The sequence below is a fragment of the Gaoshiqia sediminis genome (genome assembly GCF_025907915.1).
In the GTDB taxonomy this organism is placed as follows: domain Bacteria; phylum Bacteroidota; class Bacteroidia; order Bacteroidales; family Prolixibacteraceae; genus Gaoshiqia; species Gaoshiqia sediminis.
This window is the reverse complement of sequence record NZ_JAPAAF010000032.1, coordinates 12,799-35,614: the sequence shown is the minus strand read 5'-3', so window position 1 is coordinate 35,614 and position 22,816 is coordinate 12,799. Positions and strand designations below refer to the sequence as shown.

Annotated in this window: 11 protein-coding genes; 10 read left to right on the top strand and 1 reads right to left on the bottom strand. The window is 42.8% G+C overall.

The window, feature by feature from the left end:
- The first annotated feature begins 35 nt into the window (after nucleotides 1-35).
- Nucleotides 36-446 carry a DUF3276 family protein gene (locus N2K84_RS16080; protein WP_282592853.1) on the top strand — a complete coding sequence of 137 codons (411 nt, stop codon included), beginning with the start codon at nucleotides 36-38 and terminating at the stop codon, nucleotides 444-446.
- A 221-nt stretch (nucleotides 447-667) separates the two neighbouring features.
- On the opposite strand, the gene N2K84_RS16075 is transcribed toward N2K84_RS16080, so the two are convergent.
- Entirely contained in the window at nucleotides 668-4,753 is a 4,086-nt protein-coding gene (locus N2K84_RS16075) for a hybrid sensor histidine kinase/response regulator transcription factor (RefSeq protein WP_282592852.1), read from the bottom strand.
- A gap of 204 nt (nucleotides 4,754-4,957) precedes the next feature.
- On the opposite strand from N2K84_RS16075, the gene N2K84_RS16070 reads away from it, so the two are divergent.
- The 9 genes from N2K84_RS16070 to N2K84_RS16030 all read left to right on the top strand — a co-directional run bounded on the left by N2K84_RS16070 (nucleotide 4,958) and on the right by N2K84_RS16030 (nucleotide 22,816).
- Nucleotides 4,958-5,977, top strand: coding sequence for a glycoside hydrolase family 43 protein (locus tag N2K84_RS16070; protein WP_282592851.1), 1,020 nt, complete (start codon nucleotides 4,958-4,960; stop codon nucleotides 5,975-5,977).
- Nucleotides 5,977-7,203 (top strand): hypothetical protein, encoded by a 1,227-nt coding sequence (locus N2K84_RS16065; RefSeq protein ID WP_282592850.1) that lies wholly within the window; start codon nucleotides 5,977-5,979, stop codon nucleotides 7,201-7,203. The genes N2K84_RS16070 and N2K84_RS16065 overlap by 1 nt, the downstream gene beginning before the upstream one ends.
- 177 nt (nucleotides 7,204-7,380) lie before the next feature.
- Entirely contained in the window at nucleotides 7,381-10,509 is a 3,129-nt protein-coding gene (locus N2K84_RS16060) for a SusC/RagA family TonB-linked outer membrane protein (protein ID WP_282592849.1), read from the top strand.
- An 18-nt stretch (nucleotides 10,510-10,527) separates the two neighbouring features.
- Nucleotides 10,528-12,276, top strand: coding sequence for a RagB/SusD family nutrient uptake outer membrane protein (locus tag N2K84_RS16055; protein WP_282592848.1), 1,749 nt, complete (start codon nucleotides 10,528-10,530; stop codon nucleotides 12,274-12,276).
- A gap of 28 nt (nucleotides 12,277-12,304) precedes the next feature.
- Nucleotides 12,305-15,352, top strand: a complete 3,048-nt coding sequence (locus N2K84_RS16050; protein WP_282592847.1) for a SusC/RagA family TonB-linked outer membrane protein — start codon at nucleotides 12,305-12,307, stop codon at nucleotides 15,350-15,352.
- A gap of 27 nt (nucleotides 15,353-15,379) precedes the next feature.
- Complete coding sequence (locus N2K84_RS16045; RefSeq protein WP_282592846.1) at nucleotides 15,380-17,149, top strand: RagB/SusD family nutrient uptake outer membrane protein; 1,770 nt, start codon at nucleotides 15,380-15,382, stop codon at nucleotides 17,147-17,149.
- Between the two features lie 24 nt (nucleotides 17,150-17,173).
- A complete protein-coding gene (locus tag N2K84_RS16040) occupies nucleotides 17,174-18,097 on the top strand; it encodes a BT_3987 domain-containing protein (protein ID WP_282592845.1) in 924 nt (307 codons plus the stop codon).
- A gap of 172 nt (nucleotides 18,098-18,269) precedes the next feature.
- A complete protein-coding gene (locus tag N2K84_RS16035; protein WP_282592844.1) occupies nucleotides 18,270-20,498 on the top strand; it encodes a glycoside hydrolase family 2 protein in 2,229 nt (742 codons plus the stop codon).
- A gap of 224 nt (nucleotides 20,499-20,722) precedes the next feature.
- Nucleotides 20,723-22,816 carry an arylsulfatase gene (locus N2K84_RS16030; RefSeq protein WP_282592843.1) on the top strand — a complete coding sequence of 698 codons (2,094 nt, stop codon included), beginning with the start codon at nucleotides 20,723-20,725 and terminating at the stop codon, nucleotides 22,814-22,816.

Below are 22,816 nucleotides of genomic sequence, written 5' to 3'. Positions count from 1 at the left end.
GAACTAACTGAGGAAATAACCTAAAAACGAGCAAGATGGATGGTTTTGACAAGCATGATGAAATTAACGAAGACGTTGACAGTAAGTTCAGGCAGGAAATCTATTCCAGAGCCGTAAGGGCCGGAAAAAGAACCTATTTCTTCGATGTGAAATCAACCCGTAAAGATGAGTATTACTTAACAATTACCGAGAGTAAAAAACGTTTTGACCAAGAAGGAAAATTCCATTTCGAAAAGCACAAAATCTTTTTGTATAAAGAAGATTTTGAGAAGTTTACAGATGGCTTAGCGGAGGTTGTTGGTTTTATTTTGGGTAATCAGCCGGACTATGAGCCGGAAGAATACCAGGAACCGGAAATGGCATTGGAAGAAGAAATGGAAGAGCCTTCGGAAGAGGTTTTAGTACAGGATTACACCAGTGTAGAGTTTGAAGATCTTGCCAATTAATCAGTGGTCCGCAAACGATAAAATTGAAATATTTGCCAGATAAGAAGAGCTGAATCCCACAGGGTCAGCTCTTTCCTGTTATATGGCGGGCCTGTCGCTTACCTGCCGAGTTACTCTTTAGGGGAGAGGCTTATTCTAAATGTATATAAAGGGTACTACGTCAGAAGACGCCCCGTGGCACCGGAATGAAGGATGCTACCGGCAAAGTAAAGGACCGATCTTCAAATACTGATTTCAGCTTGGTCGGGAGAGTCCTGAACTTCGTTCGATTTTTGCGCCCGGTAGGCTGTAGGTGAAACATTGAACATTTTTTTGAAGATCCGGCTGAAGTAATTCGGATCGTTGAAACCTACTTTGTAGGCAACTTCAGCCATTGTAAGTTCGGGGTGTTCAATCAATATCTTTTGAGCTTCTTTTAAATGAATGGTATTGATAAATTCGGTTGCACTCATGTCCAGAATCTGTTTCAGCTTTGTATGCAGCAAGGTGCGCCCAATGCCAAGCTCTTTGGTAAGTGTTGCTACTCCAAATTCGGGATTATTCATATTTTGTTGAATAAGTAATGTGACTTTTTCAATAAACTGTTGATCTCTGTTTTTAATCGGATGCTCAATATTTACATTTCCAAAGTGGATAAAATGCTTTTTCAGATTTGATTTGGCTGATAAGATGTTTCGGATCTGCAACTCCAGCTCCGGAAGATTAAACGGTTTGGCAAGGTAATAGTCTGCCCCTACTTCCAGACTTTCCAGTCGCGTTTCGATGTCTGACTTTGAGGTTAGCATGATGATGGGGATGTGGCAATACTCGAAATTGGATTTTAGCTCTTTGCATAGCGCTATCCCGTCCATTCGGGGCATCATCAGGTCGGTGATAACCAAGTCCGGCATGTGTTTTTTTACTGATTCAAGAGCTTCCAATCCATTTGGGGCGCTTGAGGTGGTGTATTTCTCTTTAAAGTGTTCAGACAAAAACTTCAACAATTCTTTATTGTCTTCAACAAACAGGATGTCGAATTCCTTGGGTTGCTTTACTGTTTTGGATCCATCCCCTTCAAAAGATGATTGAAGCATGAGATTATTGACAATATCCCGGTTGAAGGATATAGAATCTTGCACATCGGCAGGTTGTTTATCTTCTGTATAGGGTAGTTTTATGGTGAATGTTGTACCAATGCCGGGTTTACTTGTTACAGAAATGCTCCCGTTCAGATTTTTTACCAAACTTTGAGTTAGGGCTAATCCAACCCCACTTCCTGAATATTCATTCTGGTCATCTTCAATTTTATAGAACAGATTGAAAATTTTACTGATTTTATCTTCACTGATACCATTCCCTGAGTTGGATACTGATATTTGTAACCAAGATGTGTTTTCCTCTGTGATCGTTTCAATTCGTAAGGTTATTTCACCATATTGAGGGGTGTATTTAAAAGCGTTGCTCAATAAGTTGGAAACTATTTTTTCCAGTTTGTCAAAGTCAAAGTTTGTATGAAGGTTTTCACGGTCTGTAATAAAAATGTACTCCAAATCTTTTTGGGTAAACAGCGTGTTGAAAGCAGAAAAAACCTCGCGTAAAAATTGGATTACATTTCCCGACTGTAAGTTGGGGTGGGCGTGATCGGTTTCAATTTTTCGAAAATCCATCAGTTGATTAATCAGGAACTGGAGTCTCGAGGCATTGCGTTTCAGCGTGAAAAACCGGTTTTTTAATTCCTCCGGCAAGTTTTTATCGGAAAAGGAGGCATCCAAAGTTGCCAAGATGATTGTTAGGGGAGTTTTAAATTCATGCGATATATAAGTAAAGAAATTGATTTTGTGCTGGTGTAATTTATTCAGGTTTTCTTTTTCGATTTTCTCAATCTTCAGGGCCATTTTTTCTTTGTGTCTTATTTCATTGATCCGGTAAAGCATGTAAACAAACCCGGATAACAACGCCAGGTATATCAAGTAGGCCCCGTATGTTTGCCAAATAGGAGGGAGAATGATTAGTTTTATGCTTCGTTCCTTGCTATTGGGGTGATTATATATGTTGGTAGCTTTTATTCTGAAATAATATTCTCCCGGTGGAAGGTTGGTATAAGTGGCGCTTTGATTTTTGCCTGCTGGTTGCCAGGTTGATTCAAAGCCATCCATAAAATAGTAGAAATTGTTTTTCCCCTTGGAATAAAAGTCTAAAGCGATAAAATCAAAGCTGATCACATTTTGGTTGTATTTGAGAACAATTTCATTGGTTTGATCAATATCTTTCGTCAATACTGATTTTTCGCCAGGTAGTACCGGTTCGTTGAAAAGCTTGAAGTTGGTGAAATGAACAACAGGTTCCGATTCGATGGTTTTTATTTCATCAGGATGAAAATAAGTTAATCCGTTTACAGCTCCGAAATACATGGTTCCGTCCGCTGTCTTGAAATAGGATTTATAATTGAACTGATTTCCCACCAATCCGTGGTCAACGGTAAAATTTCGTATTTCTTTGGTAAGATAGTTGAATTTCGAGATTCCTTTATTTGAACTTATCCAAAGGTTGTTGTGGTCGTCCTCCAAAATGCCATAGATCACATTGTTGGGCAGTCCGTCTTCTATGTCATAGGTCGTGAATTTTTGGTTGTCGGGATCAAAATACACGAGTCCGCCCCCCCGTGTGCCGAACCAGATTTTCCCCTTTGAATCAATATGATGACAGATAAAATGATTATTGAAAATACCTTCAGTGCTATCTTTCAGAAAATGACTGACAGTATCTTTTTGTGGATTATACCGATACAAGCCGTGGTTATTGTTGGTACAGAACCAATAATTTTTTTGCTTATCCTGGAAAATATCGTAAATGAATTTGCCTCTGAATATCCCGGGTTTAAAGCGGGAAAACTGATTCTTACTTTTATCAAAATAATCAATTCCGGTCATGGTGCCAACCCAAAGCACATCCGAAGAATCGTTGAATAGTGAAAATACGAAATTATGCACCAAGGACTTCGGATCTCCAGGGATATGAGAAAAATTTTGGATTTTGTAGTTTTTTGGATTGATCCTGTTGATGCCGCCCAAAAAATTACCGGACCAAACATATCCCTCTTTATCGCAGGTTAGCGCATGCACATTGCTGCTGATTTTTACATTGCCGGTTTGCGGGGTGTTCAGAATATGTATAAAGGATTTTTTTTGTTGGTCTGCAATGGCGATTCCGGCGTCTTCGGTAGCAAACCAGAATTTTTCATCAGGGCCTATCATAATTTGGCTGATCGCTTTTCCTTTCAAGTTACCGTCATTGATTCCAGGTTTTATTGTTTTGAAGCCGGTCGAAACCGGTTCATAATAATTCAGGCCACCGAAGTAGGTTCCCAGCCAGATGATATTTTCGCGACTGCTAAATATTTTATAAATGGCATTGTCATTGATTGAGGCCTTGGTAGGATCGAATGATTGTGTATGGTGTTCATATTCACTTGTTTCCGGATCGTAAATGAACAGGCCTTTTTCTGTCCCGATCCAGAATGTCCCGTTTTTATCTTCCATGATGTTACGGACGTAATACATGGGATGGTTAATGCCTGCCTGATTTTTTAATGGAATTTTTCTGAATTTACCCTTTTTGATATCTAAGAAAAGTGGTCCGTCTTTGAAGGTGCCGATCCATAGCCTGTTTTTTGAGTCGATCAGGATGGACGAAATGGATGAGGGAATATAGTCCGGGAGTTCATTCTGTCTTACATGGTAGGTCTTCAAAAGTGTACCATCTTTATCGAAATTGAAAAGCCGTTGGCCTTTGTATGTCCAGAAATTTCCTAACGAGTCTTCTTGCAACCCGACCATATGGTTTTCGAGGGGAAGGCGCGATTTTATTTCCCCATCGCCAGACAAACGGTAAATACCTGTGGACGTTGAAATCAAAATGTTCTCGTCAGTGGTTTCAAAAATATCATTAATTGAGCCAAGTGACTGTTCATCTTGCCTGATTGTTGTGAAGTTGTCATAATCAGGATTGAACATGCACAATCCATCTGCCGTACCCACGAATAACCTGCCGTTGCTGCATACCAGCAGTGAACGTATTTCATTGGATGGGATGGAATGATTGTTTTTTTCTGAATAATATATTTTGAAATTGTAACTGTCGTAGCGATTTAATCCTTCTACCGTTGCTACCCATATAAATCCGTCATGATCCTGTTCAATATCGTAAACCGTGTTGTGAGAGAGCCCTTCGATTGAAGTAAAACGCTGAAACTTTTTCTCAAAGCCCCATAGATCGCTCTGGAAAAAGATAAGGAGGACTAAAAAAAGAAAGGTTAATAATCGGTTCATACATTATAAGAAATCGTTTCACAAATACGAGCATTCTAACCGGTCAAAAATTGCTCGCATCATTGTTCTGCGGCTAGCATTTAAGTTCAGGTTAATTAGCCGGTTGAAGATACGTGTTTTTTTAGAACAATCTTCCCGCTAATCCGGAAGAAATTCCTGAAAAAGACCGATGATCCAACCTATTTTTAGAAAAAATAACTACTCATGAACACACAACTTAAATGGCTCGTTTCTGTTATTTTCCTGTTTTTGATGACAGGGTGCATTTGGTCGTCCAATGTGAAAAGGGATGTTGAAAAGGAGACGGTTTCGTGTTTCAACAACCTGAAAGGATTGGTACCTGATTGCGCCGATCCGTATATTCTCAGTCACGAAGGGAAATATTATCTCTATGGAACCGGCGGTAGAAATGGGATTCGGGTTTATCAGTCTGATGATCTAGCCAATTGGTCGGGTGCTGTTGGCGCCAGCGATGGGCTTGCGCTTGATTCGACCGATGTATGGGGAAACCATTCTTTTTGGGCCCCTGAAGTTTATTTACTTGACGGGAAATTCTACATGTTCTATTCGGTCATGGAACACCTGGCCATTGCAGAAAGCGAATCGCCGTTAGGCCCGTTTATCCAGAAAGAAAAGAAACCTCTTCATTTGGATACCAAAGAAATCGATTCTCATTTATTTATTGATACGGATGGAAAAAAATACCTCTATTTTGTTCGGTTTACCGGTGGAAATGAAGTTTGGATGGCTGAAATGCTGGATGATTTGTCAGGAATAAAAGAACAAACCCTGACCCGGTGTTTCGGCGTTTCACAGGCATGGGAAATGACGACCAAAAAACCGGTGGCTAAAGTAACCGAGGGGCCTTTTATGTTGAAACATAACAACCTGTATTATTTGTTCTATTCTGCCAATCACTTTAAAAGTCAGGATTATGCAGTGGGTTATGCCATTTCAGAATCACCCTTTGGGCCTTTCCGGAAATATGAAAATAATCCGATACTGATTGGTGATGGCAAAACGATTTTCGGTACCGGGCACCATTCATTCTTCAAGTCGAATTCGGGGCAGATGTATATTGTTTACCATTCGCATAAAAGCGGCGAAGACGTTCAGCCGAGGATAACCTGCTTGGACCGTTGCGGATTTGAGAAGGATGGTAGAAATAAACCCGACAAATTTGTAGTTTATGGTCCGACCACAACCCCTCAACCTGTGAAATAATGGAACGGTTACAAAAAGGAATAAAGGTTTTGCTTGTGTTCGCAGGCCTTTTCACGATGGTGTCTTCCTGTTCCGGAAACCCGGCAATTGAAGTTATTATTCCAGCTGAAGAAGAAGCCGATAAAGATAGAGGTGATCTTTCTGGATGGGGAAAGTCGCTCGGAGTGAACTATAACGAACAGTTGCAATTTATTGATTTCAATAACCTGGAGAAGACCAACACGGAATGGGTTCGTGGTTTTGTGGATTTTTTTCAATTATTTGATAAACCGGGCACCCTTCACACGGATAAAAGAATATTGAACTATCTTTCATTGAAAGAGCATGGCTACCGGACGATTTTAAACATTAAATGGAATTTTAAGGGAAGGGGAGAGGGGCTTCCAAATGTTGATAGTGAAGTTCTGGAAGCTTATCTCAGTTTTTTAGAGAACCTGCTGGAAAAAGTATGGCACCATACTGATATAATCGTTGTCGGGAATGAGCCTTTCATTGAGACTCTTGCAGATGAAAAGGATCAGCGCTTGGTTGATTTTTACATTATTGTTGCCCGCGCCGTAGAACGGTTTCGCGACCTTCACCCCGACTGGTATGTTCCTATTTTTGTAGGGGCTTTTAATAATTTGTATGACCCCGTCTGGAGAACGGAAGCCGTTGACAGTTTAATGGAATTTGTTCAATCAGATCCAGGTATATCCGGAATCGATCTGCACATCCATCATTCAGAAATGCAACAAATGAAAGATGCCCTCCATTATGCCAGTAGCAAGATTAGTGACGACCAAAAAATATTGATTACTGAGTTTTCCCTGATGAAACATTGGAAAGCGCAACTAACAAACAATATCCCTGAATCTTTTGCTATTCAGTATCAGCTCCGTGCGGAGATGAAAAATTATCAGTACATCGATTTTGCACTAAAGAATCCGCGAACGGCCAATGAATGGTTCGCTTTCATGCAAACCAGTACCTGGTTCGAATCACGAAAACATTATCTGAAAGAAGCTTTTTCGCTGATGACGAATGATCCCAAATTTCTGGTTGCATCCTACGCCATCAGGCAAAGTTATCCAATCGGAAAGGATTTTACATCCACGACTGATCCTTGGGTGCTGAATGGATTATTTGCCAACAGAACAATTCGGCAAGATGCCGGAACCGGCCAGGACCAGCTTAATTATTCATTTATAGATGACTTTATTTCTATCCAGAACTATCGGAAGTAGTCCCTTATTATGCGTTCGGATAAATGTTCATAGGGTAGCATTTTTGTTCTTTTTGCAGGAACCTGAATACTGAATTCATGCAATTTGAACAATGATTATGAAGGTTGAATAATAGTCCTATCAAGGGTGCTGGCAGGACTTTATTTTTGATGGTGTTTTAAACCTAAATCTAAAATTATGAGAAAAATTCTGATTGTGTTATTCCTGTTTTTTTCCTATTTCATTTCCTACGGGCAATCGCATTCCGGAGATGTTACCGGAACGATTACTGATTCCTCAGGGGAAGTAATTCCTGGGGCAACGATTGTATTAAAGGGAACAACGATCGGGACCGTTAGTGACATGGATGGTTCCTTTACTTTAAAGAATGTCAAATCCACCGATGTATTAATTTTTAGTTTTATTGGTTATAAAAGCCAGGAAGTAATTGTCGGGAACCAACGAGTAATCAATATCGTTTTGGTTTCGGATGACGTGACTATGGAGGAGGTTGTGATAGTTGGTTATGGTGTCCAGAAAAAGGAGAGCTCAGTTGCGGCTATTTCGCAGGTTGAAGGTGAAACACTGAAAAAAGCAAGTACCATTTCTCTTTCCAATGCGCTTACCGGGCAAGTACAAGGGGTTTTTACTGTTCAAAAGGACGGTGAACCCGGAAGCGATGCCGCGGATGTGTTCATCCGGGGCAAATCATCGTGGGTCAGTAATAGTCCGCTGGTATTGGTCGATGGGGTGGAAGGTAACTTTAATGACATTGACCCGAACGAGATCGAAACCTTGTCCGTGTTGAAGGATGCCTCGGCTACAGCCGTTTTTGGGGTGAAAGGGGCCAACGGTGTAATCCTGATCACGACAAAAAGAGGCCAGGAAGGCGACATCAAATTAACCTTCAATTCTGAGTTTGGCTTAAAAAATCCCTTACTCCGCAGAAACATGTACAACAGTTATAACACTGCCCTAATCATGAACGAAGCCTACAGAAATGACGGAAGCTGGAACTTGTTGCTTTCAGATGAGATCCTGGAACATTACCGCACACAGGATATGCCCTATTTGTATCCCAACACGGATTGGGAAGAAATATGTGTGAAGGACTTTGGCTTTACGCAAAAACATAACGTCAGTATTTCCGGTGGGTCAAAACATGCCCGTATTTATGCTTCTTTTTCTTATTTATACGACGGCGATATTTTAAAAACGGTAAAACAACCCGAGTATGATCCTACCTTTAAGTACAACCGGTACAATTATCGTGTTAACATGGATTTCGATCTTACTCCGTCAACTGTATTATCGATGAATGCAGGTGGTTTTGTCGGAATAAAAAATCAACCCAATGAATCAGCCTCAATTCGGACTTACCGGCCGATTTTTATGCTAGGGCCAATGGTGATCCCGAACGAGTATCCAGCTTCCCTGTTAGAACAATATCCCGATCCTGCTCACCCCGAAGAAACTGGAGACAGAGCAGCAAGTACCGGGGTGATCAATGCGAATAACCCGTACAACGCGATAAATTACAGTGGATATAAACAAACAAAGTCCACCGGTTTGACGACAACTTTTGTTCTGAAACAAAAGCTGGATTTTATCACAAAAGGTTTGTCAGTGCAAGGTAAGGTCGCTTTTAACCACGATGAAGCATATTTGAAAAACTATAACTTTGACAAAGTTGCTTACAAATTATTGTCAGACGGAACATGGCAACGATTTAAGGGACGCGATAACACCGATGGAGAAGGCGCCGAGTTGCCCATTTCTCCCGGTAGTGAGGATATTACCAGTAACCCGTTTCGAAGCTGGTATTACGAGGCTTCAGTAAGCTATGCCCGTACATTTAATGACCACAATGTCTCTGCTCTTTTCCTCGGGCAGCGGCGTACCTGGCAAAGCGATGTTGATTTCCCTCATTATGAAGAAGGTATTGTTGGTCGTATCACCTATGACTATAAAACCAAGTATTTGGCCGAAGTTAATCTGGGGCTAAACGGATCCGAGCAGTTTGCTCCGAAAAACCGCTATGGTTTTTTCCCGTCCTATGCCTTGGGTTGGAACCTGCACCAGGAAAAATTTATGGAAAAACTGCAACCAGTAATTAACCGGGCCAAAATCAAATACTCTTATGGCGAGGTTGGTAGCGACAATGCCGGGGGACAGCGATGGCTGTACACATCCAGTTATGCAAACGGAACAACCAACCAGGACGAATATAAACCAGGAACGGCCGATAACCCAGGAACAAGCCTAAGACCGATTGTTGAAGGCGCGGTGGCAAACGAAAATGCTACCTGGGAACGGGCTATCAAGAAAGATCTTGGCATTGAACTGGGTTTTTTTAAAAATAACATGTTTTTGCTGACCATGGACTTTTTTAAAGAAAACCGCGACCATATCCTTTTGAGCCGTTTGTCTCTTCCCGACTGGTTTGGTGTGAGCGCAAAACAGCAAAACCTGGGAGCCACCGAAACCAAAGGTTATGAAATCGAAGTGAAATTCACGAATGGCACACGCGACGGGTTATGGTACTGGGCAAAAGCCGGCGTAAGTTTTAGCGATAACCGCATTATTTTCAGGGATGAACCCTATTATAAACCGGAATACCAGAAAATGGCCGGACGCCGGATTGATCAGCTTTTCGGTTATGTAACCACAGGCTATATTGACAATGTGGATGAAAGAGCCGCAGTTCCGCGTTACGGAAGTGGCATTGTTGGCCTTGGCGATGTTGTTTATCGGGATTTCAATGGTGATGGCAATATTGATACGAACGACCAGGTGCCCATGGGCTATGCAGGTTCTTACCCGCTGTATTTTTATAACTTTTCGGCCGGGCTAACCTGGAAAAACTTCGATTTTGATTTTACCTTCCAGGGAGCGGAAAAAACCTCGAGAACCATGGTTGATGCTTTCCTATGGCCTTTGCACCGCCTGGCAAACCAGTATTTCGATTACCAAAGCGATTACTGGACCCCGGACAATACCAATGCGAGATATCCTGCTTTGCACATGGATGCCAACCGGGTACAGAATAACATCAGCGATGGCACGAATACAACAACCAGCATACGAGATGCTTCTTACCTTCGATTAAAAACTGCGCAAATTGGTTACTCTGTTCCCAAAGACCTCATTTCAAGATATAAAATGGGGCAGTGCCGGGTTTACCTGCAGGGAAATAACTTAATCACCTGGGCGCCGGATTACCCAATCGGTGACCCCGAAGGAACGGATGCCGGCAACGGAAACCTGACATTTGGTTATTATCCGTTAATCCGTAGGATTACACTGGGGTTACAAGTAACATTTTAATCAATAAAACTGTACGATATGAAGATATATAACATACTATTTTTCATTATCCTGGTCGCATTCATTTCTTCCTGCGAGAGTGATTACCTGGATAAGATGGAGGAGTCCGAAGGATACGATTTTGAAGATGTTTTTCTGGATTCGGTCAACTTTAAAAATTTCAACGATAAACTTGTCGTTACACCCTTGTTAAAGCGCCATCGGAACGATGTCCGGCCGCTTGGCGACTTTGATGATGTTTCCGATAATTCGATTTCCGGGCCTAACTGGACGGGGGTTCCCTCGGTTCAGGCTGCTGCCGGTGATTTTTATCCCATGAGGACAAATGGCAACGCTGTGATGTGCAACAATGATACTTGGTCCAGAATTTGGAACCAGATCCGCGTCGCGAATATTTGTATCCGGAATATTGATTTTTATCCAGGAAGTATATCATCGAGAAATGTCATTCTTGGTACCAGTTATTATTTCAGGGGATATGCCTATTTCGAATTGGTGCGTCGCTGGGGAGGAATGCCCTATTTTTATAAACCAATTTCAGCAGACGAGAACATGGATGTTCCAAGACTATCGTATCAGGAAACCATGTTGCTGGCCGCTGCAGATCTCGATAGCGCCGCCATGTATTTGAAACCGGTTATTCCCGAAAGTGATTGGGGCAGGCCAACCCAGGTTGCCGCGCTTGGCTACAAAGCCAAAGCGTTGGTTTATGCAGCGAGTGAGTTTGCTGCCATGCAACCGGGAGCCTTTACCGATCTTTGGGACGATGCCGCTTTGGCTGCCGATGAGGCAATAAAGGTCGCTGAAGATAATGGATACGGATTGGTCCCGATGGACAAATACTACTACATTTTTAAGGAAAACGAAGAGGAAGTCTATACAAAAGAAATCTTGTATGGCCGTCGCTCTGATCACACCTGGGGTTCCAATTCCTATAAACAACGCTATCGTCCGCCGGGCCAGCTTTCCGGACAATATGCAACTGCTCCCAACCAATTGTTGGTCGATTGTTTTGAAATGCAGGCAACCGGCCTTCCGATCAATGATCCTGCGTCGGGGTACAATCCCCAGGATCCTTATGCAGGCAGGGACCCTCGTTTTGCCGAATCGATCATCACCAATCAACAAACAGTGATGGGTAGAAAGATGCAGATTTATGACAGGGACGAAACCAAAACGCCGGCCACGCTTGGTTCGCTGTCTCTGGTTTATTCTGACGGTCAGGTAAGTATGGGATATACCAAAACCGGCTATTACAACAATAAATGGATGGGACGGACTTTCAATGCCAACCTGGATATGCATTATCCGGAGATTCGGATGTCGGAGTTGTACCTGCTGTTTGCCGAAGCTGCCAACGAAGCCTGGGGAACGCCGGCCCAACTCAATACAGCATGCAGATATTCAGCTGAAGAGGCATTAAATGTAGTCCGGAACCGGGCGCTGATGCCTAATATCGCTTCCAAATTCTTATCCAAAGATGCCTTTAGGGAAAGGGTAAGAAATGAAAGAAGGGTAGAGTTGTGTTTCGAAGATAACCGGTTGTTTGACATTCGCAGATGGCATATTGCCCATTTACCTGAGAACAGGGACATGTGGAAAATGGATATTGCAAAAGTAGCTGTAAGTGCCGAGTGCCCAACTGGATTCCGTTATACGCCAATGCTTTACCAGCAACGGGTTTTTGAGGAAAAGCATTATCTGTTTGTTATCAAACTCGATGATACCAACATTGGCCCCAATTTTTTACAAAACCCGGGGTGGTAATATTCTAAACCATACAAATTGAAGAGATATGAATTTATATAAAAATATACTTGTCGTATTCTGTAGTTTGTTCCTGTTACTGGTTCAGGGGCTGGACTTGTCTGCACAGAACACGAATAAAAAAACCAAGACTATTAAAGTCTCTTTGGAGTCAAAAATTGTTGACGAAGCAGGTAATCCTGTTCAAGGTGCCCGGGTATATTCTTCCAAATCAAGGATGTATGCCAATGCGACAGCTGATGGTTCTTTTGAATTTAAAACTTCAACTGATGACATGTTGGTTATCAAGGCTGACGGTTATGAGTCAAAGACAATCACTTCTACAGATGAATCGTTGAAAGATGGAAAGATTGTTTTGGTTCAGGAAAAGGCATTGAACGGTGAAAATAACCAAATCATGCTGCCATTCGGCACGACTTCTGAACGTAGAAGTGTGGGTGCGTATTCTGTTGTGAAAGGTGAACAACTGGAAAATACGCCTGCCTTGTCTATTCAAAGTACCTTGGGTGGAAGGCTGAATGGATTGTTCCAGTTGCAGAATACCCAGGTTCCGGGATGGACAAACCATACCATGTTTGTGCGTGGGGGATGGGGTGATTACATAACGATTGTTGACGGTGTTGAGCGTACCTTGGAATATATTGAACCTGAGGTTATTGAAAGCGTGGAGCTGTTGAAAGATGCCACGATGAAATCACTGTACGGCGGGTTACAGGCCAACGGTATTTTGCTGATTACCACAAAAAGGGGAAAAGCCTACGAGAACAGTGTTCGGGTGAATGTCGAACACGGCGTCCAAACTCCAACACGTTTGCCCAAGTTCCTCGACTCGTATAATTATGCAACTTACTATAACCAGGCACTTGCAAACGATGGCTATGCCCCTTTGTACGATCAGACCGCTCTCGATGCCTATAAAAATCATACCGATCCAATTTTGTACCCTGATGTCGATTACTATAAGGAATTCCTGAATGAAACTTATAACATGACTCGTATCAATACTCAATTACAGGGTGGGAATGAGAAATCGCGCTATTTTGCTCACATTGGTTACCAGGGAAATGGCGGTTTGGAAAAACATACTGACTATCCGAATGCTGATGATATTTTTACCGTCAGAACATCCATTGATATGGATGTGATGGACTTTATTCGGGTTAGCGCCGGGTTTAACGGGGCTTCCCAAGTGAAGGAATGGCCAAACATTTCCACCCAGAATTTCTTTGCCCCGCTGGCAGCACATCGCCCGAACGAATATCCGATATTAATTCCGGGGGAGATGGTTGGTTTGCCGGATCAGGAATATGTTATAGGCGGTACTGCTGAAAAACAAAACAATCCTTACGGATTGTTGACAGGACAAGGCTATGCCGAACGCAGATATACATACATTCAGTCTGACCTTGGTTTGACTTTTGATTTTAATAAATGGGTAAAAGGATTGAAAGTGAAGCCTTTCGTTTCATTTGATGTGTACAATGTGGAAACGGCAACCAAAGGGGCCACATTCTCGGTTTATGAGCCTGTTTATAATACGGCTACCGGAGAGGTAACGTTCAACCAGTGGGGAACAACCACGGAGGCCACCAGTCAGTCCCGGTCAAATGCAGAGGTTCGACGGAATTATGCATTAAATGTAACTTCAACTTACGACAGAACTTTCGGGAGCCATGATATCAAAGGAATACTGAACTTTTATCAGTCACGGAACGAAATCCGGAATGTTCATGAAGATCCGCGCCGGCAAAACCTGGGCCTGCATGTTAGCGATATGATCGCTGATAAATACATCCTTGAAGCAAATATCAACCGGGTTGGTGTTACTTCGTTCTCAAAAGATAACCGGTATGGCTACTTCCCTGCTTTTGGTGCCGGTTGGATTTTGTCAGAGGAGAGTTTTCTTTCCGGGGCCAAATCGATTGACATGTTGAAGTTACGGGTCTCTTACGGGATCCTTGGTTCAACAACCTATACGGCAGAGGGTGGTTTCTCTACTCATTTATTTCAGGATGTTTGGAGACAAAATGGTACGATTAATTTGGATGGCGAGAATTACCTGGTATCGCTCGACAAAACCGGAAATCCCAATATTGGTTTTCAAAAGAGCTATGAATTCAACGCCGGTATTGATGCGGTATTATTTAACAGATCAACTCGCATAAGCCTGGGGTATTTCGATAATATAAACGATGGTTTTATCGGTGATGGTGGAAATATTACTCCTGGTGTTATCGGCAAGAACGAGGCACTCGCATTCCGGAACTTCAAGAAATTCGGGTTGAAAGGATTCGAAGGCGAACTTTGGTACAACCGGTATTTTGGAGATCTGGAATTAAATCTGGGAGCAAATATGACCTATGGGATTTCAAATCGCATTGCCGATGGTGAACCAGATTATCCGGCAGATGCTTTTGGTGGTTTAATCACTCAAGGCCGCCCGGTTGATGCGATTATGGGACTTGAAACAATTGGCGTTTTCAATGATCAGGCCGACATCGACCAGTCACCACTACAAATGTTTGGGCCGGTTCGCCCAGGTGATATTAAATATGCTGATAATAACGGTGATGGCTACGTGGATGAGCGTGACAGGGTAGAAATTGGGAATTCAAGTCCTCGTCTTCAATTCGGAATAAATCTGGATCTTAAATTCAAAGGATTTAACCTGAGTGTTTTAGCAATGGGATACGGTAAATACAATCGGTTGCTCAATACCCAATATTACCAGGTTTACGGTAACCGAAAGTATTCAAACGTAGTAGTTAACGGTTTGCCCAATGGTAATGCTCATCCGAAGCTTTCTGCCTTGGCAACGGAAAACAATTTCGTAAGCTCAACCTATTGGATTGTCAACAGCGCCTTTTTGAAACTTCGGAATGTTGAACTGGGATATACTTTGCCACACACGCTTACTCAACGTTTTAGCGTGAACGATATCAAGGTTTTTGCAAGGGGGTATAATCTGTTGACTTTGTCGAAAATTAAAGACCTGGATCCTGAAAACCTGGATGCTGGTATTGGGAACTTCCCATTGTGTACTACACTTTCAGCAGGAATTTCAGTTTCATTCTAGATCATGAACCAAATAAAATCATCAAAAATGAAAAAAATATTCAAATACAATATATTATTCCTGATACTGGCGATGGGATTTGGATGTTCTGAATATCTGGATCCTTCGTTGGACGGGTCCTTAACCGAAGAACAGGTTTTTGGGAATGATGCGTACTTCAACGGTGTGCTGAATACGGTATATGGCAGCCTGCCGGATGTTTACGATTACATGTTGGATTGTGCAACAGACAATGCAGTGACCAATGACTACAGTTCCGACTTTTTTAAAATGGGAACTGGTGCTCTTCGGCCAAATATGAACCCGGAATCGAACTGGGTAAACGCTTACCGTCAGATCCGAAGGATTAATCAATTTCTGGATAAAATGGTATTGGACACTACCGGAACAAAACCGTTTCTGACGCCGGTTCGATTTGTACGACTGGGAACTGAAGCCGACAGTATTGATAATATCAATACCTTCTACCGGATGCTGGGCGAGGCCTATTTCCTGCGCGCCTATTATGAAGCCGATCTCCTCAGACGGTACGGGGGAAAAGCCACCTCGGGTGAGTTTCTGGGAGTACCGATTGTAACCGATGTATTATATATTGAAGACAACCTGAACCTTCCGAGAAATACGTACCAGGAATGTGTGGATCAAATCAGTAGTGATTGCGATAGCGCGATTAAATATCTTCCTGTCGAATACAAGGGGACCAATGCTGTTTTGGGGGCAACCATGAATGGGCGTGCCAATGGCATTGCAGCCATGGCTTTAAAAGCGAGAGTTCTGCTATACGGTGCAAGCCCGGCATTTAATCCAGATAATGATATAACAAAATGGGAAAAAGCAGCTATTGCGGCAGGCGATGCACTTACGGCTATCGGCGGATTGAAAGATCTTCCGACAATCGATAATTACTACTTCAACCAGCTGAATAACAAAGCGTATAATATTCGCGATATCTTTTTGCGCGGAAATGTGCAAAGCGGTAACCGAGAGTTGGAAAATAACAATTATCCGCCATCGATGTACGGAAGCGGACGTGTAAATCCATCACAGAACTTTGTGGATGCATTTCCTGATAAGGCAGGATATCCGATCAGTGAAAGTGCTTTATATGCGAACAGTGACCCTTATACAAACCGCGATCCGAGGCTCAATTTGTTTGTCGCAGTCAATGAAACAACGATGGGGCCGTCAAATTACCACACCATTGAAACGTTTGAAGGTGGTGTAGATGCGTTTAATCCTTCGATCAACACTTCCCGATCAGGCTATTACCTGAAAAAGTTGCTGAAATACGGAAGTGTAAGACTTATCCCGGGACAGTTAACCGGAACTGCACGGGCTGCTATTCATTTAGGATCACCTGAATTGTACCTCAATTTTGCTGAAGCGGCATTTGAAGCATGGGGACCTACAGGCGACCCGATGGCTTACGGGTTTAATGCCGTATCGGTCATTACACGGATCCATAAGCGCGATGGCTCAGGAAATGATTATATGAATACGGTTGCAGTTAATGACGAAAATCTTTTCAGAGAACTTATTCATAATGAAAGAAGACTGGAACTGAGTTTCGAAGGACACTATTTCTGGGATATCAGAAGATGGGAAAGTACGGAAGATCTGACAGGGATTAATACCGTGGTAAACGGGGTTAAGATTACTAAAGATGCTAATGGAAACAATAGCTACGACATGGATGTACAGTTAGAAAAACGATTGTTTAACTCCATTTACATGCCGCTTCCTTACGACGAACTTTTTAATGCTCCTTTACTGGTTCAGAATAAAGGATGGGAATAATTACAACTATTAAATGATACAGAAATGAGAAAAAATATATTCATATTACTGATCCTGTCATCGATCCTGGGTTCATGCGGATTTGAGGAAGAAGTGATTTCCTACGGGACGACATCAGTATATTTTTATAATCAGGAGTATAACCGAAACATTGTGGTTGGCGAAGGCCTGGACCTGAAAGCCGGAATCATGTTTTCCGGATTGATTAACAATGATCAAGACCGGGTTGTTCAGTATGACATCGATCCTTCAGTTATTCTGGATCCCTCAAAAACCATGATGCCTGCAAATTATTACACGCTGTCGGGTACTTCCCAATTTGTGGTTCCCAAAGGTGAAGAACAGGGATATGTGGAGATTGAAATTGACTCTACTGCTTTCTTAGCTGATCCGAAATCACTGACTGGTGAGTATGTCATTCCTTTTCGCTTAATCAGTTCAACGGATGTCGATTCCATTAATACAGCAAAAGATTATATGGTAATATCAGTTAGCTATTGGGCCAAACAACATGGCAATTATAATTATTCGGGGCAAACAATCCGGAAATCAAGCGGGGTAGCGGTAGATACGCTTGTTTATGAAAATACTTCCACCATTTCGGAAAGCGTCCGCGAGTTGGAAACCGTGGGGCCGAATATGATGAAAGTAATCCCAGACGGAACTGCGGGAAGTAAGGATCCTGCATCCGGAAAGTTTTCGTTTAATGTGGAAGTTCCCACCCTGGGTGGTGGAAGCGTAATCGTAACTACCGGACAGGGATCAGCCATTGAAATTTCCCCTGACGGCAGTTCTGTATATGATGAAGCTTCAAAAACTTTTTACCTGAGCTACCAATACAATGACGGAACTTATGATTGTTTCGCAACCGATACAATGGTGTTCAGAAATCGCATTCGCGATATCCAGGCCGATGGGCAGGGGGTGAACGAATGGAGAGGTTTCTAACAGGATACAAATAATAGATTAACAATAAAAATAGAATGACCATCCCATCTGGCATTGAAGCTTTGATGGGATGGCAATGCCTTGGTCGCTTTCCCAACTTCCAATTTTAGGGAGTAGTTATTTTGTGAAGCGGATTTGTAATTGAAGAATAACATAGAAATAAAGATTAAACATGAAACGATTGCTTATTTTATTTGCATTTTTTGCAGCATGGGGTGCGAAATCTCAGAATTATTCCCCTGTCAAGGGAAAATTAATGACTGAATGGGGAGAAAAGGTTACCCCGGAGAATGTTTGGCGGGAGTATCCCCGGCCGCAATTAAAACGAACTGACTGGCAAAACCTGAATGGCTTATGGGAGTATGCAATTCTTCCCAAAGATGACAAACAACCTAAAAACTTTGGGGGGAATATTTTGGTGCCGTTTGCTGTGGAATCTTCCTTGTCAGGTGTGGGAAGAAGCGTGTTGCCTGATGAAAAGCTTTGGTACCAGAAAAAGTTTACTGTGCCTGCCGGGTGGAATGGTAAAAATGTCGTGTTGCATTTTGAGTCCGTTGATTGGGAAACCACAGTGTGGGTGAACGGGAAACTGGTTGGTACCCATAAAGGTGGTTCAACAGCGTTCTCGTTCGACATCACAAAATATCTGAAAAAAGGGGAACAGGAACTGGTGGTCTCAGTTTGGGACCCAACCGATACGGATTCGCAGGCCCGCGGGAAGCAGGTTCTCGATCCGAAAGGTATTTGGTACACTGCTGTTACCGGAATCTGGAAAACAGTTTGGATTGAACCGGTAGGTAAAACAGCTATTAAATCGGTTCAACCGGTTGCTGATATCGACCTGAGAAAAGTCGCCTTGCATACAGCCTTTTTTGGATTGAAAGGGAATGAAAAATTGGAGGTGAAGGTTTCAAAAGACGGTAAAACAATACTCACCAAAGAATTCGGCGCCAACAATGAAATTGTTTTGGATATCCCTTCTCCGGAATTATGGAGTCCGGAATCGCCGGCATTGTACCAGCTTGACTTATCGCTTTACGGAAGCGGAAAGCTTTTGGATAAAGTCGGGTCTTATTTTGCTATGCGAAAAATCGCAAAGGTAAAGGACGAACAGGGATTTGAGCGGATTCAGCTGAACAATGAGACCATCTTTCAATACGGTACATTGGATCAAGGCTGGTGGCCTGATGGTTTGCTGACACCTCCATCCGCAGAAGCGATGCTCTACGATATGGAAGTGTTGAGAGAGATGGGGTTCAATATGTTACGCAAACATATCAAAGTTGAACCCTCGCTTTATTATTATTATGCAGATTCATTGGGGTTATTGCTTTGGCAGGACATGGTTTCCGGTTTTGAGACGGCAAAACGGTCGGTGCAACACGTAAGCTGGGACGCGCCGAATGACTGGGCTCGTCCAAAAGAATCTGCAGACCAGTTTGAGTTCGAAATGAAGGAAACAATCGACCAGCTCAAATTTTTCCCAAGCATCATTACCTGGGTTATTTTCAACGAAGGTTGGGGACAATATGAAAGCAAACGGGTTGTAGAATGGAGTATGAATTACGACCCTACACGGATCATTGACGGGGTGAGCGGCTGGACAGACCGAAAAGTAGGACACCTGAATGATGCCCATCAATATCCCGGTCCCGGGATGGAGCCTGCCGAACTAAATCCGGGAAGGGCTATCGTTCTTGGAGAATTCGGAGGACTCGGATTGCCGGTTGAAAATCATTTGTGGAATCCCAACATGAGAAACTGGGGCTATCGGACCTACAGTTCCACGCCGGAATTGATTAAAGAATACACAAAATTGATGCATAACCTTTATCCTTTGCGATACAAAGGATTAGCGGCTGCTGTTTATACCCAAACCACCGATGTGGAGGGAGAAGTGAACGGGCTCATGACCTATGATCGCAAGGTGATAAAAATTGACCCGGAATTGTTACGGATCTTACATGCTCCGCTCTATTCAACAGAAACCACACTGGTAAAAAATGTGGTGAAGGATTCGCATGTGACAGGGCAAACCATTCATTATACGAAAACAGATCCGGGGAAAGATTGGTTTTCCAAGGCAGCGATTGGCAGCTTCAGTTCGGTGTCAGGTCCGTTGAATGTTGGAAAAGGTGAATCGGTTTGGTCTGCCCAATCATTCGATTTGACCAACCTTCCAAACGGTATCTCATTGAAAATACTGGCTTTCGGTAAGGTGAAAGTTTACCTGAACGGAAAGCTGGTACTGGATAAGCGGATCATTGGGAAAAGACATTACGAAGATTTTAATGTAAGTGAATTTTCTGAATATCTTAAGAAAGGTAAGAATCTGATTGCTGTGGAAGCGCTGGATTTTGAGAATGCGGCTCCTTTTGATTTTGGCGTTTATGTTTATTAGTAGGTTCGGAAATAGATAGGTTAGGGATTAGTCATGGCCTTACTCCTTAAAAGTGGGGCCTGGCTAATTTCATTTAATCTACATACTTACGCCACATTGTGAAATGAATAACCGGGCCGACTGATTTCAATAGAAAATAGAATTCAACTTCAAATGAATGTTCCCGGTGTGGGGCATCTGTAATGTAACGATGTAAGTCAAATATCAATAAAAATCGGGTCATTATGAAGAAATTACATCAAGTCGGCTCAGCTGTGCTGGCTGTGTCATCGATGGTGTTTGGATGCTCTCCTTCAGCTAAAACAGACAAAAAAAATTCTTTGCATCCCAATATTATCCTGATCATGGCCGACGATATGGGGTTTTCTGACCTGGGATGTTACGGTGGTGAAATACAAACCCCCAATCTGGATGCCTTGGCAAAAACCGGCGTTCGTTATTCCCAGTTTTACAATGCCGCCCGATGCTGCCCCACCCGGGCCTCTCTGTTGACGGGCGTTTACCCGCATCAGGCAGGTATGGGATGGATGACTAACGCAGATTTGGGGACACCTGCCTATCAAGGCGATTTAAGCAAAAATGTAGCAACCATTGCCGAAGTAGTGGAAACTGCAGGCTATGAAACATATATGACCGGAAAATGGCACTTGTCGAATACGCGAAAAGATAAAGGGATGGTCATGGACAACTGGCCGGTTCAGCGTGGGTTTGATCGCTACTTCGGGCTCGTAGGAGGAGCCGGAAATTACTTTAAGCTCCCTGTGTTTTCGAATAATACAAGATATATGTCGCCGGAGAATTTTTACCTGACAAATGCTATAAGCGATAGTTCGGCGATGTTTATTCAGGATCATTTCAATCATCATCCCAATTCACCAATGTTTATGTATGTTGCCTATACTTCGCCACATTGGCCGTTGCACGCTTTAGAGGAGGATATTGAAAAATACCGGGATGTTTATGACGTTGGTTGGGATTCCATTCGAAAAAGGCGATTGGAGAAACAGCAGGAAATAGGACTTTGGGAAGATGTTCCGGAACTTTCACCTCGTGATGAAAGAGTTCCGTCATGGGATGCACTTTCAGAAGAGCAAAAAAAGGATTTTGCCCGAAGGATGGCGATTTATGCTGCACAGGTGGATGCCATGGATCAGGGCATTGGACGGATTGTTAACAAACTGAAGGAATTGGGTCAACTGGATAATACAATTATCTTCTTTTTGGCCGACAATGGCGGGTGTGCCGAATTTATTTCAAGCGGAAAAAGCAAAAATTTAACAGGTAATCTGGCCGATACTTATGAAAGCTATCGGATTCACTGGGCCAACGCGAGTAATACGCCTTTTCGCGAATACAAACACTGGGTGCACGAAGGAGGCGTACGTACCCCTCTTATTGTGCACTGGCCCAAAGGAATAGATAAAGATTTGAACAACTGTTTTATACGCGACTACGGACATTTGACCGACATCATGGCGACTTGTGTAGAACTATCAGGTGCTCAGTATCCCGACTCATTAAATGGAGAAACCATTGTTCCGATGCAGGGTACAAGCCTGGTCCCGCATTTTTCAGGGATAATGAATGGAAAAGGCCCGATCTTCTGGGAACATGAAGCCAACATCGGGATGCGCGACGGAGACTGGAAACTCGTTGCGAAAACACCCGAGGCCGAACCATTTGATTCCGGCACGTTGGAGTTGTACAACATTCAGAAGGATCCGACCGAGTTAAATAACCTGGCAAATCAATATCCTGAAAAGTTAGATTCTATGTATCGGGCTTGGAAGAAATGGGCGGACTTTGCAGAAGTTTTTCCGATGGATACTCGTGAATACGGAGAACGCTCGAATACTTATAAACGTCAAATCAATGGTGAGTTTGATCTGAATTTTGGGGATTGGGATATCCGTAATCCTTACGATATTGCCGAATTTCAAATTGACCGGAGCTCAAAGCTCTCGGGTGCCAATTCAGCAGAAATTAGGATCGTAAAAATTTCTGAAAAGCCTGATGATGCAGCCTTGATGTGGGTTTTTCCCACGGGTGAAGCAAAACAATATAAGGTATCGTTTCGTGCAGTGGCCAATCGTAACACGAAACTGAATGTCACCTTTGAAGAGGCCGGCAAAAATAGTGATGTGCTTGCTACGAATGTTTTTCAACTTTCAACTGAAGTGAAAGTCTTTTCGTTGAATACAAAAATGATTGTCAAACCTACCCGCTATAAGTTAAGTTTCGGGGTTGGTAATAACCCGGTTGATGACAAAATATGGTTGGATGCGGTTACGCTATCACCAATTGACCCGGAAAATTGA